10 protein-coding genes are annotated in these 15027 nt (G+C 46.8%); 5 read left to right on the forward strand and 5 right to left on the reverse strand.

The window, feature by feature from the left end; all coding sequences use genetic code 11:
- Window positions 1-9: 9 nt before the first annotated feature.
- Window positions 10-1623, forward strand: coding sequence for a lytic transglycosylase (locus tag D3795_RS04820; RefSeq protein ID WP_375294526.1), 1614 nt, complete (start codon window positions 10-12; stop codon window positions 1621-1623).
- 3 nt (window positions 1624-1626) lie between these two features.
- Here the strand turns inward: D3795_RS04820 and ligA are convergent, their stop codons facing one another.
- From ligA to smc, 3 genes are read right to left on the reverse strand one after another with little or no spacing between them, the layout of a single operon-like run.
- A complete protein-coding gene (gene ligA, locus D3795_RS04825) occupies window positions 1627-3669 on the reverse strand; it encodes an NAD-dependent DNA ligase LigA (RefSeq protein ID WP_156266730.1) in 2043 nt (680 codons plus the stop codon).
- Between the two features lie 2 nt (window positions 3670-3671).
- Window positions 3672-4628 (reverse strand): cell division protein ZipA, encoded by a 957-nt coding sequence (zipA, locus tag D3795_RS04830; RefSeq protein ID WP_156266732.1) that lies wholly within the window; start codon window positions 4626-4628, stop codon window positions 3672-3674.
- 33 nt (window positions 4629-4661) lie between these two features.
- Window positions 4662-8123 (reverse strand): chromosome segregation protein SMC, encoded by a 3462-nt coding sequence (gene smc / locus D3795_RS04835; protein ID WP_156266734.1) that lies wholly within the window; start codon window positions 8121-8123, stop codon window positions 4662-4664.
- 244 nt (window positions 8124-8367) lie between these two features.
- Between smc and cysZ the strand changes: the two genes are divergently transcribed.
- The 4 genes from cysZ (at window position 8368) to rnk (ending at window position 12130) form a co-directional block, all read left to right on the forward strand.
- Window positions 8368-9123 (forward strand): sulfate transporter CysZ, encoded by a 756-nt coding sequence (cysZ, locus tag D3795_RS04840; RefSeq protein ID WP_156266736.1) that lies wholly within the window; start codon window positions 8368-8370, stop codon window positions 9121-9123.
- A gap of 37 nt (window positions 9124-9160) precedes the next feature.
- Window positions 9161-9994: a hypothetical protein gene (locus D3795_RS04845; RefSeq protein ID WP_156266738.1), complete on the forward strand. Its 834-nt coding sequence runs from the start codon at window positions 9161-9163 to the stop codon at window positions 9992-9994.
- A gap of 66 nt (window positions 9995-10060) precedes the next feature.
- Window positions 10061-11416 (forward strand): 30S ribosomal protein S12 methylthiotransferase RimO, encoded by a 1356-nt coding sequence (gene rimO / locus D3795_RS04850; RefSeq protein ID WP_156266740.1) that lies wholly within the window; start codon window positions 10061-10063, stop codon window positions 11414-11416.
- A gap of 333 nt (window positions 11417-11749) precedes the next feature.
- Complete coding sequence (gene rnk / locus D3795_RS04855; protein ID WP_156266742.1) at window positions 11750-12130, forward strand: nucleoside diphosphate kinase regulator; 381 nt, start codon at window positions 11750-11752, stop codon at window positions 12128-12130.
- A gap of 14 nt (window positions 12131-12144) precedes the next feature.
- On the opposite strand, the gene rmuC is transcribed toward rnk, so the two are convergent.
- Window positions 12145-13518, reverse strand: a complete 1374-nt coding sequence (rmuC, locus tag D3795_RS04860) for a DNA recombination protein RmuC (RefSeq protein ID WP_156266744.1) — start codon at window positions 13516-13518, stop codon at window positions 12145-12147.
- Window positions 13511-15022, reverse strand: a complete 1512-nt coding sequence (locus D3795_RS04865; RefSeq protein ID WP_156266746.1) for a fumarate hydratase — start codon at window positions 15020-15022, stop codon at window positions 13511-13513. The genes rmuC and D3795_RS04865 overlap by 8 nt, the downstream gene beginning before the upstream one ends.
- Window positions 15023-15027 lie beyond the last annotated feature (5 nt).

The raw sequence follows: 15027 nt of genomic DNA on the forward strand, positions 1-15027 counted from the left end.
TTTGGAATGATGTACATGAAAAAATGGTTAGCGATAGCAATTTCCTCTGGCTTACTTAGCGGTTGTTCGGTATTACCGTGGCAAAGCGACTCCGCTGACACCGACGTTAGTGTAAAGACGGTTCCAGAGGAACCTGTTGCTACGCCGGTCGCTGAAGCGAAACCCCATTCGCTTGAGCCTGAAGAAATTGTCAGTGAACCTGTTGAAGTTGAGCTAACGCCACAACAAGAAGCTGATTTATGGTTTCGTATTAAGCGCCAGCTGACGTTTGAAGCACCTGAGGTTCCGCGCCTTGTCAGCCAGCGTAATTGGTACCTGAAGCACCCAACCTATATGGAGCGAGTTGCTAAACGTGCCCAACCTTTCATGTACTTAATTGTTGACGAAATTGAGCGGCGAAATATGCCTCTCGAATTAGCGCTTCTGCCAATTGTAGAGAGTGCTTTTGATCCATTTGCCTACTCGCATGGGCGCGCAGCCGGCGTTTGGCAGTTTATTCCAGGAACTGCGCGCCATTATGGCTTAGAAATCAATTGGTGGTACGACGGCCGCCGTGATGTTTATGCTGCTACCCATGCAGCGCTTGATTATCTCGATGCCCTTCAGAAACGTTTCGACGGTGATTGGTTGCACGCTCTTGCGGCATATAACTCTGGCGAAGGTCGCGTGGCGAATGCTATTCGTAAGAATAAGCGAGCTGGCAAACCAACTGATTTTTGGTCACTTGATTTGCCACGCGAAACAAGAGCCTATGTCCCGAAACTGTTGGCATTGGCTGATATTTTAAAAAATTATGACGACTACGCACAACACTGGCTACCTATCGACAATAAGCCCTATTTAGCCATTGTCGAAGCGCAAAGCCAGATCGATTTAGCGAAAGCCGCAGAAATGGCTGAGCTCGATTTAGATACCTTGCACCATTACAACTCAGCCTATAATCGCTGGGCAACTGATCCGGTGGGTCCGCACCGCTTGTTACTACCTATTGAACACGCCGAGAAATTGCAAACTTGGTTAGCTAATGCCGATAGCAAAGACCTTGTTCAATGGACTCGTCATAAAGTGAAATCGGGTGAAAGCTTGTTAGTTATCGCGAAGCAATATCATACAACGGCAAAAGCGATTCAGCAGGCAAACAATATTTCCGGTCATATCATTCGCGCTGGCGACCACTTATTAGTGCCGATCGCTACCCGTGATCTAGATGATTACAGCCTGTCGGCAGAGCAACGATTAGTGACGAAACAGTCAGAATCTCGAGGCGCCTTTAAGGTAGAACACGAAGTTGTGCGCGGCGACACCCTTTGGGATATTAGTCGTGAATACAACGTCAACTTACGTAAATTAGCGAGTTGGAATGGCATGGCTCCGACTGACCCATTACGCCCGGGTAGAAAGCTAGTGGTGTGGTTGCCGCAGTCAGAAAAACCGTCTGGCGTTGTACGTAGCCTGAACTACAAAGTGCGCTCAGGTGATTCACTGGCACGCATTGCTTCGCGCTTCAATGTCACTATTGCCGATATTGAAAAGTGGAATCAAATTAGTAGAAGTAATTACTTGCAGCCGGGTCAGCAACTCAAACTTTATGTTGACGTGACCCGACTCAATACGCAGTCTTAATGACTACTTGAGGAGGTCGATAAGGTCGGCCTCACTCAATATTGTCACGCCAAGTTGTTCTGCTTTTGCTAGTTTCGAGCCTGCATTATCTCCGGCAATAACCGCGGTTGTTTTCGCTGACACACTGCCAGAAACCTTGGCGCCTTTAGCTTGTAACGCTTGCTTTGCCTCATCACGGGTCATCTCTGTTAACGTACCTGTTAACACGTAAGTATTTCCGGCGAGAGTTGCTTCACTTTCCGCGAGTTTCTCGACCGCCGGCCAACTAATACCTAACGCCAACAAATCATCAATTACCTGCTGATTGTGTGGCTCACGGAAAAATTGATAAATATGACTAGCGACCACTGAACCTACATCGTTCACCTGTTCCAAGTCGTCAAGAGTAGCAGCTGAAATAATCGATAATTCAGTAAAGTGGCTCGCTAGATTTGCGGCTGTGGCTTCGCCAACTTCACGAATGCCAAGCGCATATAAAAACCGCGGCAATGTGGTTTGTTTACTTGCGGCGATAGCGGCAACAATTTTCTCCGCTGATTTCTCGCCCATACGAGGAAGGTGAGCAAGTTCTCGTACATGCAATCGAAAAAGATCTGCTGGCGACTTAACCCAGTCTCGCTCAACCAGTTGTTCTATTAACTTATCACCCAACCCATCAATATCCATCGCTTTGCGCGACGCAAAGTGCTTGAGTGCTTCACGACGTTGCGCGGCACATATAAGCCCGCCTGTGCAGCGTGCTACCGCCTCACCCTCAGCACGCTCGATATGAGAATCACAAACCGGACACTGATGCGGGAACTCAATCAATTCAGCGTTATTAGGACGACGTTCATGAACAACCTGTACGACTTGCGGAATAACATCTCCCGCACGTCGAATAATGACCGTATCACCAATTCGAATATCCAGACGTTCTATTTCGTCGGCATTGTGTAATGTCGCGTTAGAAACCGTTACACCGCCCACCGCTACTGGCTCTAAGCGAGCAACGGGAGTAATTGCGCCGGTACGACCAACTTGAAAATCGACACCGCGAATCACGGTTAATTCTTCTTGAGCTGGGAATTTCCACGCTATCGCCCAACGCGGTGCACGAGAAACAAAGCCCAAATCGTTCTGTAAAGCGATGGCGTTCACTTTGAGCACAATGCCATCAATTTCGTAGCGTAATTGCTCCCGACGTTGCAATATGTCCTGATAATACGCGTGACAATCGGATGCTTGTTCAACAACTTTTACTTCTTCGCTGATGGGTAAGCCCCAACTCTGCAATTGCTTTAACCGGTCAAAGTGCGTTGATTCAAGAGCGGCATCGTCACTCACCACACCCATACTGTAGGCATAAAAATGCAGCGGCCGACGTGCAGTAATACGACTATCTAATTGGCGTAAGCTACCGGCAGCAGCATTACGTGGGTTCGCAAAGGTTTTCTCGCCTGCAGCTGCTGCTTTCTGGTTATACTGTTCAAATGCATGGGTAGGCATGAATACTTCGCCTCGCACTTCTAAGCGTTGAGGATAGTCACCTTGCAGCTGTAACGGCACATTACGAATAGTACGAACATTGGCGGTGATATCTTCCCCTGTTTGCCCATCGCCGCGCGTTGCCGCACGAATTAATGCACCGTTTTCATAAAGAATGCTAACAGCGGCGCCATCTAATTTAGGTTCACAGCAAAAGGCAATATCTTGAGCGCTGTCCAGACGCTCAGCTACTCGCTTGGCAAAGGCATCAAATTCTTCATCCGAAAAAGCATTATCAAGACTAAGCATTGGCGCTTCATGTGCTACTTGCGTGAACGCATCAATCGCTTGTCCGCCGACTTTTTGAGTTGGTGAATCGGCATGCATTAAATCTGGATATTCTTGCTCTAATTGTTGGAGTTCGCGGAATAGCCGATCGTACTCCGCATCAGGCACTGAAGGTTCATCTAGTTCGTAATACTCGCAATTATAACGAGTTAATAGCTCACGCAAATAGGCCGCCCGCTTCGCTAGTTCCTGTGGTGCGCTGGGCGTTTCATCAAATAAATCTTTGGTCATGATTAGTTTTGCTTAATTAATCGTTTACGTTCGAACTCACGAATACGCTGATGAATATGTTGTACAGCTTGACGCGTGAGTGGATTACGGTGCTCATCGAGAACTTGCCCTCGCCCTACTGCAGCAGCGAGTTTTACCGCCGCATTGTGCATCATATTAAATGCCTGCAACGAATTACTTTTTATTGGTAACGCTAAGAACAAGGCGACGCCTTCAGTGTGAAACGTTTCAATAGCATCGATATTGAAACTACCGGGATTAAACATGTTAGCTAAACTAAAAAGTACGGGACCATTGCCGGCAGTATCAACATGGCGGTGGAAAATATCAAAATCGCCGAATTTAAAGCCAAGCTCTGTCATTTGTTGCAATAAAATAGCACCTTCTATGTTACCTGTTACATGCAATACGATAACCTCTTCAGGCTCTTCAGTAATGATTGGTTCATCGTCATTGCGTTCCAACGGCAAATCCATGCTTTGTTGAGCAGGTTGCGGTGCTTCATCGGCTTTATCATAGGCTTTCGAGGCAGCTTTTGACGCCGCTTTGGACGCAGTTTCCGGCTTTGGTTCAGACTTCGCTGCGCGAGCTTTTATTTCCTCAGCTTCCACACTCACTTCCGGTAAGTCGAGTTCGGCTTCATCATCAGTAGCGCGAATAGTCGGAGTAACCGGTTGCGGGCGTTCAACGTTGGTCTTCGACGCTGCGGCAGGCTGCTTCGGTGTATCATCAGCACGTGGTTGTTCAGTTGCGTTATTTGAACGCTTAACTACGCGCACTTCACCTATACCGTCATCATCAAAATCACCTGAGCTAGCACGTTGTCGCTTTTGTTCGACAGCAGCTGCACGCTCACGTTGAAGCTTTTCATTGCGACGAATTGTCCACACGCCATGCCCCACAATTGCGGCAATTAGCACTAATCCGATGATACTAAACACAATCTGCATCGTACTCATAACATGCTACTCACTTGCTTATTCGTTTTTATATTAGGACGCTTCGGTGAGCGCCACGGCTTCGTCAATATCCACTGCGACTAGCCGCGAGACGCCGGCTTCTTGCATGGTAACTCCAGCCAGATGCGACGCCATCTCCATCGCTACTTTATTATGGCTGATATAAATAAACTGAACTGTTGCGGACATTTCTTCGACAAGTCGACAGAAACGTCCAACGTTAGCATCATCCAACGGCGCATCCACTTCATCAAGTAAACAAAACGGCGCTGGATTCAATCGGAAAATCGCAAAAACTAATGATAAAGCTGTTAATGCTTTTTCACCACCAGAAAGCAGGTGAATTGTACTGTTTTTCTTACCCGGTGGTCGTGCCATGATGGTAACCCCAGTTTCGAGTAAATCATCATCAGTTAGTTCAAGATATGCACTGCCACCGCCAAACACTTTTGGAAAGAGCTCCTGAAGTCCACTATTTACGGCATCATAAGTTGTCCGAAACCGTTGTCGAGTTTCTTTATCAATTTTACGAATGGCGGTTTCTAACGTCTCTAGCGACGACGAAAGATCCTCATGTTGCTGATCAAGATATTCTTTTCGCTCCGCCAAAACTTCTGCTTCTTCAATCGCTGCCAAATTGATAGCGCCGAGGCGCTGAATCGCATTCTGCAAGCGTTCCAGCTCTGCGTGCCATGCCTTCTCATTGGCTTCTTCTGATAATTGCTCAAGAACTGGTTTCAGCGGCTGTTGCATTTCTTGCAGCACAGCTAACACATTTCGAGTACGTTCTTGCAGTGCCGCAAGCTCCATCTGGCTACTTTGAAGTTTAACGCGAACTTTCTCAATTTGCCCCTGTACGCCTTGTGCACCGGAACTAATTTCTCGAATTTGAGCCTCTTGTTCGCTTAACTTGTTCGCCCATTCTCGGCGCTCCTCATCAACTTGTTCGCGCCGCTGAATCAGCTCTTCGAGTTGCAATGCCAGCACTTCTAGTTGTTCCTGACTATCAATATCAGGCTCGTCTATCATCGTTAGCTGCTCTTGCGCTTGCCGTTGCTGACTTTCGACTCGACTAACCAACGTCTGCAAGTGTTGCCGTTGCGATTCAATCTGTTGTATCTGAAGCACACAATCTTGATGTGCCTTTTGAACCTGACCTAATGCGGTTTGCGCTTGTTGGCGAGAAGCTTGCAACTGAGCACGACGTTCTTGCCAATCTCCGTCCTCGCCGTCTTGCTGCTGTGACTGCAATAACGCATAGTGTTCGGATAACTCTTGATGTTCAATTTGCAGCGTTTCAAGCTGTTCTTGCAGCGAAATTTGGCGATCTTCAAGTCCTTGTTGCTTGCCTGCAAGCGCAGTCAGTTGCTGTTGTTGCCATTGCAGCTTTTCCGAACAGCTTAAATACTGCCCTTGCACATCACTTAAATGTTCTCGCTGTTGTTCGCGGCGCTGTTGCAACTCAACACTTGTTAATTTCTTCTCGCTTAAAGCGTCGTTAATGAGTGCTAGTTTCTGCTCAAGGCTCTGCAGCTCGCTCATGACAGACTGCAACTCTTGTTGCTGCGCAATTTGGCTATTCTCAGCAGCAACTTGCGGCGCTTGATAGCCACCGGCAGACCAGCACTGACCCTCCTGATTAATCGCCGTGACCGAAGAGTCCTCATTCGCCAATTGAGCATCTGAACGACAGGTTATCTGATTGAGTAGCGGCCACTGACGCAGTGGCCCACTTAGTTGCATCGCCATACTATCTTGCGTGATTTGATGCTTTTGCAGGATGACGAGTTTTGCACCTAAATGCTGGGGCCAATGCTGTGGGCGTTCTTCCAGCACCCAAGCATCTAGCCAACCGGAAACCACTTGCTCAGTAGCTAACTGCCAAGTGTCGTTCACTTGAAGTAGCTCTCGCACTTGACCTAGTGGTTCGATGCCCTGCTCCTGTAACCATTGACTTACCGCCTGTGGCCAGTTTTCAGCTTGTGCAGCCTGCAATAAATGCTCTAGAGAACGCTGTTGTCCCAGTAACTGCTGTTGCTGGCTTTGCAATTGCTCACGCTGCACTTGCAGTTCCTCAGTTTCAGTCAAAGCCTCGGTCAATTGTGAGTCTGTCGCCTTTAACTGTTCCTGCAACTGCGCGCGAGCGGCTGACAAATCATCTAATTGTTGTTGTAACTGTGAGTCAGAAAGGTTTGCAAATTCGCGCTGAAGCTCGTCCAGTTCTTGGCGCACCCGCTGCAACTCATCTTGATGGTGTTGAATTTGGTGTTCAGCGCGTTGTTGCTGTAACTGAACCTGTTGTTGCTGATCGCGATGTTGTTGAAGCTCATTCAGGTGGCGCTGATAATCATCTTGCCATTGCATCCAAGCCTGCTCTTCGGTTTCAAGTCGCACTTGGGCTTCTTGCAACTGTTGCTCAGCAATCTCTAATTCCGGCGTGAGCAACTCACGTTGCTGTTCAAGTTCCTGCCACTGGGCCTTGTCATCCTGCAAGGTCTGTTCAAGTTGAGTCAGTTCCGCTTGCAATTGATGGCGGCGTTGCTCGCGTTGTTGCTGCTGCTGGCGAACCGCTTGCAATTCATGTTCATGGCGCGTGATATCATTACCGAGTTGATAGAACTGCTGCTGAATAGCATCCAGTTTTTGTTTGGTTTCTTCGGCTAGTTCGCGTAACTCAATAGTTCCACGTTCACTACCACGTTGCTCCGCCAACCAACGCTCAAGTTCGGTTTCTTGCTCGCGAATTGAGCTGCGAATTTGTTCGGCTTGTTGCTCTTGTGCTAACCAACGTAGCGCTTGCAATTCGGCTTTGTATTTTCGTTCTTGCGCTTTTAGGTCTTTATACCGTCTAGCTGCTGCAGCTTGGCGTTGCAGCTTATCAAGTTGAGTTCCAAGCTCATCGCGCACGTCATTCAAACGATCAAGGTTATCGCGAGTGTGCTGCATGCGATTTTCGGTTTCGCGGCGGCGTTCTTTATATTTTGATATACCTGCAGCTTCTTCGATGAAAATACGAAGTTCTTGCGGTTTTGACTCAATTAGACGAGAAATCATGCCTTGTTCAATAATGGCATAACTGCGAGGCCCAAGACCGGTACCTAAAAATAAATCAGTGATGTCCCGACGTCGGCATTTACTGTTGTTCAGAAAGTAATCGGAACGACCATCGCGAGTAACTAAGCGTTTAACCGAAATTTCGGCGTAGTTAGCGTATTCGCCTTGAATACGTCCAGAGCTGTTATCAAAGACGAGTTCGACACTGGCTTGAGATACAGGTTTACGCGAACTGGAGCCATTAAATATGACATCCGTCATGGCATCACCACGCAGGTTTTTCGCCGAGCTCTCACCAAGAACCCAGCGTACCGCATCTATTACGTTTGATTTACCGCAGCCGTTGGGTCCAACAACACACGTCATTTGATGTGGAAATGGAACCTTGGTGGGGTCTACAAACGATTTGAAACCAACCAGTTTAATGTGTTTTAGGCGCATTTATAATCGTTGTCAGTTCGCTACCAAAAAGAGGAAACATCCCGTGTTTTTATATGGTTTCGACATTAGCAGATAATCGATAATTTTGTAATAGCTTTACACGTTCTAGAATGATTAACTAATGCTTACAGTTTCAAGAAATTAGTAACGTTGAGACAAGTTATAATTGTCTCACTGCGCTCGCTGCACACAAAAAGCAAGCATTGAGTCATGTTATTACTTAAATTCAATATACGGGGAAGCTATGCACGTTTACAGTGAGTTTGGCGGTAGCTACATACAGAGAGGCTTTGAGCTTGCCTTCCAAAAGGGACTACGCCGTTACGTATTAATACCACTTACTATTAATATCGTTCTATTTAGTGTCGCTATTTACGCTACGTTCCATTACACAACGATTGGTGTTGAGAAGCTTATGGCCTGGTTGCCAGGTTACTTATATTGGTTAGAGGTACTTTTGTGGCCATTGATTGTGATTGGAATTGTGCTGATTTTTGCACTGACTTTTACCAGCGTGGCCAATATCATCGCCTCGCCCTTTAACAGTCTTTTAGCTGAACAAGTCGAGATTAGATTAACTGGCAAAGGCCCAATTGACGGCGGTGTGGCTGGGATGGTTCGAGATATTCCACGAATTATCGGACGCGAGCTTCAAAAGATTATTTATTTCATTCCCCGTATTCTTGGGTTCGGTTTATTACTTTTATTTGTCCCGATTATTGGTCAGATTCTATGGTTTCTTTTTAGTGGTTGGATGATGACCATTCAATATGCCGACTACCCATTTGATAACCACAAAATTCCGTTCCGAACCATGCGTCACGAATTATGGCGTCGCTCTGGAAAGAGTTTATCGTTCGGTTGTATTGTTGCCGTATTGGCAAGTATTCCGCTAGTAAACTTAGTGATGATACCCTTAGCAGTATGCGGTGCGACCGCAATGTGGGTAGATCACATTCAATCTGCGATGAATAGATCTAGCAATCATTCTTTAACATGATTATCATTTTTTTAAAGTTTACATCTGATAATTGCACATGATTATGATTCATCGAGGCATTGTTTACAGTTTAATGATTTTGCTGACCAGCTGGAGTCACAGCTCGAATGCAGATCCTCACGAGATTGTGTGGGCAGCGAATATTTCGCCACCCTTTCACATCGCTTCTGGCCCTTACGCACAGCAAGGGCTTTGCGATGCGCTCGTTGACGCATTCACCCAAGCAATGCCCGAAACGAATCAAAAAGTGGAATATTTACCGCAAATGCGAATTGGTATGCTGTGGGAGCGAGAAAAGAATATCTGTTTTCCATGCATGATTCATCGAGATGAAGAGCAAGAGTTGATCGCCTTTTCGAAGCCTACCCATACTTACCCAACGCATGGCATCATCACCCGTCCTGAACTTGTGCCAGAGTTAACGAAAAAATATGGCAATCCGCTTGATTTAGAACTGATGCTGCAAGATCAACGGTATCGATTTGGCCAACCTGTCGGTCGACTATACGGCAAGCTGCAACCCTTGCTTGAAAAATACCTACTTGGCACTTCTCAACACACAGATATTTCTGGCGATACTGCCAACACCAGCATGATGTCGATGATCTTAAGCAATCGTCTCGATTTTACTATTGATTATCCGATGGTGAAACGCTATTACGAAGAAACCGAAGGGCGATCTCTCGCATTTTTGCCGGTAACACAATTAATGAATGACATTATTGTTGGTGCGGTCGCTTGTACCAAAAATGCTTGGGGTGACGAAACCGTCAGGCGAATCAATGAAGTCATTCCTAAAGTTCAAAACAACGCCAATTTTATTCAAGCTCAAGAGCTGTGGCTAAAAAATGCAATCAACAGTGCCAATTAGCATGAGATAAAATAAGCGTGATATAATTGCGCTTGTTTATTTTATCTGTAACTAATTGAGCGCATCATGACCGTTGAAAAATTCCAGCCTGCCGCCGTGACTAATGACTCAGCTGCGCGGATTGGCTTCGTCAGCTTAGGCTGCCCGAAAAACCTCGTCGATTCTGAACGAATTCTTACCCAACTTCGTACCGAAGGCTACGACATTGTAAACAGCTACAACAACGCCGATATGGTTATTGTGAACACTTGTGGCTTTATCGATTCTGCCGTACAAGAATCACTCGATGCGATTGGTGAAGCACTCAACGAAAATGGCAAAGTGATTGTCACTGGCTGCCTTGGCGCAAAGGACGATGAAATTCGAGAAGTACACCCGAACGTCTTGGCTATTACCGGCCCTCATGCCTATGAAGAAGTCATGGGGCACGTACATCAGTACGTACCAAAACCAACGAAAATCCCTTTTGAGAACCTCGTTCCTGAAACCGGTGTGAAACTTACACCGCGTCATTTTGCCTACTTAAAGATCTCTGAGGGCTGTAACCACCGCTGCACGTTCTGCATCATTCCAAGCATGCGCGGCGATCTTGTCAGTCGACCTATCGGTGATGTATTAAGCGAAGCACAGCGTCTTGCGAATGCCGGCGTGAAAGAATTACTAGTCATTTCACAAGATACCAGTGCTTATGGCGTTGATGTGAAACACAAAACTGGGTTTTGGGAAGGTCAACCGGTTAAAACGAGCATGCTTGCGCTGTGCGAAGCGCTTGGACAACTCGGAGTTTGGGTTCGTCTACATTACGTTTACCCGTACCCAAGTGTGGATGACGTGATTCCATTAATGGCAGAGGGTAAATTACTCCCCTACTTAGATATTCCATTGCAGCATGCCAATAAACGCATTCTCAAACTGATGAAGCGCCCAGGCTCAGCTGATCGCACATTAGAGCGCATTCGCAAATGGCGTGAAATTTGTCCGGATTTAACCATTCGCAGTACCTTCATTGTTGGTTTCCCTAGTGAAACTGAAGAAGAGTTTGAAGAGCTATTACAATTTTTACGTGATGCGCAGCTTGATCGCGTTGGTTGTTTCACCTACTCCGATGTTGAAGGTGCTAAGGCCAACGAATTGCCTGACCCGGTTCCAGAAGAAGTGAAACAGCAACGCTATGCGCGATTTATGGAAGTTCAGCAAGAAATTAGTGCCGCACGCCTACAGGCCAAGATTGGCCGCACACTGAGCGTATTAATTGATGAAGTGGATGAAGAAGGCGCTATTGGTCGCAGCTATGCCGATGCACCTGAAATTGATGGCTTAGTCTATTTAAATGGCGAATTTAACGTGCAACCCGGTGACCGAGTCGATGTATTGATTGAACACGCCGATGAATACGACTTATGGGGTACGGTGCAACGCTAAGTGACACTGTGACTCGTTGTTTTGAAAGCCTCGTCACCTTTTGCGGTATGAGGCTTTTTTACTTGCCTTTATTTTTCCTGACACTATGATTGAATGATATTGCTTCGAGGAAAAACATGAACCTTTATCTTGTGCAACACAACGCACAACATACCGTAACAACACTTACCTTACCTATCTAAGCCGGGCGTAATCGGATACGTCCGGCGCGCATGGCTGAATCTCAAAAACGTTCAGTATTAAAACCTAAAGTTAATCGTTCTACACAACCTGTTAAGCCTAGTGCTTGCTGGTATCTACGCGATGACTAAATCAATTAAGAGAGTATGTGACATGAATCAACCACCAGAAATTACGATTACGAAAAAAGATTTGGGTCAAATTGAGACATTGCTGGCATCAACGAAGCCTTTACCAGACTGTGCAGATGAATTAGAAGGGGAGCTCGCTCGAGCAAACGTTGTCTCGAATGATGCATTGCCAGAAAATGTTGTCGCGCTTGGTAGTCAGGTTACCTTTAAGATTATCGCAACTGCTGCAACCTTTACCAAAGTGTTGTGCTTACCTTCTGAAGTTAACCAAATCGATGGCGGAATCTCGGTCTTCGCACCAATAGGCGCTGCTATTCTTGGTTTATCGGAAGGACAGCAGATTGATTGGGACAGTCCAAGAGGTCAGCAGCGTATTGAAATTATTGAAGTAGCGCACAATTAAATTGTGCGCCTACTTTAGTCTTTGTCGGCGTCCTCTGTATTGTCATCATTAAGCAGTTTATTATCAATCTGCTTCGATGTTTGAACCCCGAGTTTACGGAAGTTTTCAACACGTCCAACTAGGTTACCGCGCCCCGATGACAGCTTATTCATGGCGCCATCGTAGTGCTTACGTACGCTATCAATGGCATTACCAATTTTCTGCATATCTTCGATAAAACCAACAAACTTGTCGTAAAGTTTTGCTGCTTCCGTGGCGATGACTTGCGCATTTTGATTTTGATACTCGTACTGCCAAATATTATTCACTGTGCGCAAAGCAACGAGAAGGTTGGTTGGGCTCACAAGCATAATGTTGTTATCTAAGGCCAATCGAATGAGTTCAGGATCACGGTCAACCGCAAGTAAGAACGCTGGCTCAATCGGAATAAACATCAACACATAATCAAGGGTACGCACGCCGTCGAGTTGCTGATAATTCTTTTTACCCAAACCTTTGATATGACTGCGCAGCGAGTTGACATGCTCAGTCAGTGCTTGGTCACGTTCCGTGTCATTATCGCTATTAAAGTAGCGTTCATAGGCAACTAATGACACCTTCGAATCAATCACCACATCTTTGTCATTCGGCAGGTGAACAACCACGTCTGGCTTGAAGGTTTTGCCGTCGTCATCTTTATGATGCGACTGGGTGTGGTACTCGTTGCCTTCGGTTAAACCCGACTGCTTTAAAATTCGCTCGAGCACAACTTCACCCCACGTACCCTGAGCTTTGGTATCGCCCTTAAGTGCGCGAGTTAAAGCCTCTGCTTCCGCCGCCATTTGCTTGTTCAAATCGCGTAACGAATTCACCTGCGCAGTCAGTTCCGAACGCTGTTTCAACTCTTCAGTGTATTGCTGAGTCACCTGAGTTTTGAATGCTTCAAGCTGCTGTTTAAATGGCGCTAGTGTGGTTTCAAGCGTTTGTTTACTGCTCGCTTGTAGGCGCTCTGATTTTTGTTCGAAAATTTGCTGCGCTAAGCGTTCGAACTCTTTCTTCAAACGCTCCTCACTCGCTTCCAACAACTTCTGCTTCTCTTCAGCGCCTTGCAATTTTGCACTTAAATCAGCCCGAACACCGGCTAATTCAGCTTGTAAATCGCTCCGTTGCTGCTGAACTTGCTGAAGTTGCTGTTCGCGCTGCGCGAGCCGCTGCTCAAAGCCCGCTTGAAGCTGTTGATTTTGCTCACGCAACTGTTGCAGTTGGTTTTCAAGGAAGCTCTGCTGTTGCAACGCTTCCTGTTGCAGCGATTTATTCCGCGGGGCGAGAATTAACCACACCACAAGCCCAACAATTATTGCAGCCGTTGCGACGGCTGTAACGAGTTGCCATAGCTCAAGATTAAGCATCAGCCGCTTCCAGTTTTACACGCCAGATAGCAGGACCAGTTTCATGCGCATTCTCACCGGTACTATCGACCGCAACAGTGACAGGCATGTCCTCTACTTCAAACTCGTAGATGGCTTCCATACCGAGATCTTCAAACGCCACAACGCGTGCCTTCTTGATGGCTTTCGCAACAAGATAAGCAGCACCGCCAACGGCCATCAGATAAACCGCTTTATGTTGCTTAATGCTTTCAACCGTTGCTGGACCACGTTCGGCTTTACCGATCATGCCTAAGATGCCAGTTTTATCGAGCATCAAATCGGTAAATTTATCCATGCGCGTTGCTGTTGTTGGGCCTGCAGGGCCAACAACTTCATCGCCAACAGGATCAACTGGGCCCACGTAGTAAATGAACTTATTGGTAAAATCTACCGGCAGATCTTCACCACGATCGAGCATATCTTTAATACGCTTATGCGCCGCATCGCGACCGGTTAGCATTTTGCCTGATAACAGAACTGTTTCGCCGGTTTTCCATGTCTCGATATCCGCTTGCGTCACTGTGTCTAAATTCACTCGACGCGCATCGTCACCCAACTCAAATGTAATATCTGGCCAATCTTCGAGTTTCGGAGGCTGCAGATCTGCTGGGCCCGAACCATCGAGTACAAAATGTGCATGGCGAGTAGCTGCACAGTTTGGAATCAACGTGACTGGCTTTGATGCGGCATGTGTTGGTGCTGTTTTAATTTTCACGTCCATCACGGTGGTAACACCACCTAAGCCTTGCGCGCCAATGCCCAATTTGTTCACGCGATGATAAATCTCTAGACGCAATTCTTCTTCAGCGTTTTGAGCTCCGCGATCCAATAGTTCTTGAATATCGACAGGATCCATCAAGGCTTCTTTGGCCAATACAGCAGATTTTTCCGCAGTACCACCAATGCCTAAACCAATCATTCCCGGTGGACACCAGCCTGCGCCTAGTTTAGGCATGGTTTCAACAACCCAATCAGCAATGTTATCGCTTGGATTTAGCATCACCATCTTTGATTTATTCTCAGAACCACCGCCTTTGGCTGCAATCATCACCTCGACATTGTCGCCCGGTACCATATCGATATGCACAACTGCTGGGGTGTTATCGCCAGTGTTCTTGCGAGCGCCAGCTGGGTCAGCAACAATCGACGCTCGTAGCGGATTTTCTGGATTGGTGTAAGCGCGGCGCGTCCCCTCGTCGACCATCTGTTGCACAGTTAGATCAGTCTTATCCCACTGCACGCCCATCCCTACTTTCACAAAGCAGGTCACAATACCCGTGTCCTGACAAATTGGGCGATGCCCTTGCGCCGACATACGTGAGTTCGTTAGCACTTGCGCAATCGCATTCTTAGCGGCTTCGCTTTGCTCACGGTGATAAGCCTTTTCAAGCGCTTGAACAAAATCCAATGGGTGATAGTACGAAATGTACTGTAGAGCATCAGCAATGCTCTCGATAAAATCTGCCTGACGAATTGTAGCCATGAATA

It is taken from the genome of Pseudidiomarina andamanensis, from assembly GCF_009734345.1.
GTDB classification, from domain to species: Bacteria; Pseudomonadota; Gammaproteobacteria; order Enterobacterales; family Alteromonadaceae; genus Pseudidiomarina; species Pseudidiomarina andamanensis.

Excerpts from the sequence above, each read along its gene's own strand:
- D3795_RS04820 (WP_375294526.1), top strand. The coding sequence starts at position 10 with ATGTACATGAAAAAATGGTTAGCGATAGCAATTTCCTCTGGCTTACTT.
- ligA (WP_156266730.1), bottom strand. The coding sequence starts at position 3,669 with ATGACCAAAGATTTATTTGATGAAACGCCCAGCGCACCACAGGAACTA.
- zipA (WP_156266732.1), bottom strand. The coding sequence starts at position 4,628 with ATGAGTACGATGCAGATTGTGTTTAGTATCATCGGATTAGTGCTAATT.
- smc (WP_156266734.1), bottom strand. The coding sequence starts at position 8,123 with ATGCGCCTAAAACACATTAAACTGGTTGGTTTCAAATCGTTTGTAGAC.
- cysZ (WP_156266736.1), top strand. The coding sequence starts at position 8,368 with ATGCACGTTTACAGTGAGTTTGGCGGTAGCTACATACAGAGAGGCTTT.
- D3795_RS04845 (WP_156266738.1), top strand. The coding sequence starts at position 9,161 with ATGATTATGATTCATCGAGGCATTGTTTACAGTTTAATGATTTTGCTG.
- rimO (WP_156266740.1), top strand. The coding sequence starts at position 10,061 with ATGACCGTTGAAAAATTCCAGCCTGCCGCCGTGACTAATGACTCAGCT.
- rnk (WP_156266742.1), top strand. The coding sequence starts at position 11,750 with ATGAATCAACCACCAGAAATTACGATTACGAAAAAAGATTTGGGTCAA.
- rmuC (WP_156266744.1), bottom strand. The coding sequence starts at position 13,518 with ATGCTTAATCTTGAGCTATGGCAACTCGTTACAGCCGTCGCAACGGCT.
- D3795_RS04865 (WP_156266746.1), bottom strand. The coding sequence starts at position 15,022 with ATGGCTACAATTCGTCAGGCAGATTTTATCGAGAGCATTGCTGATGCT.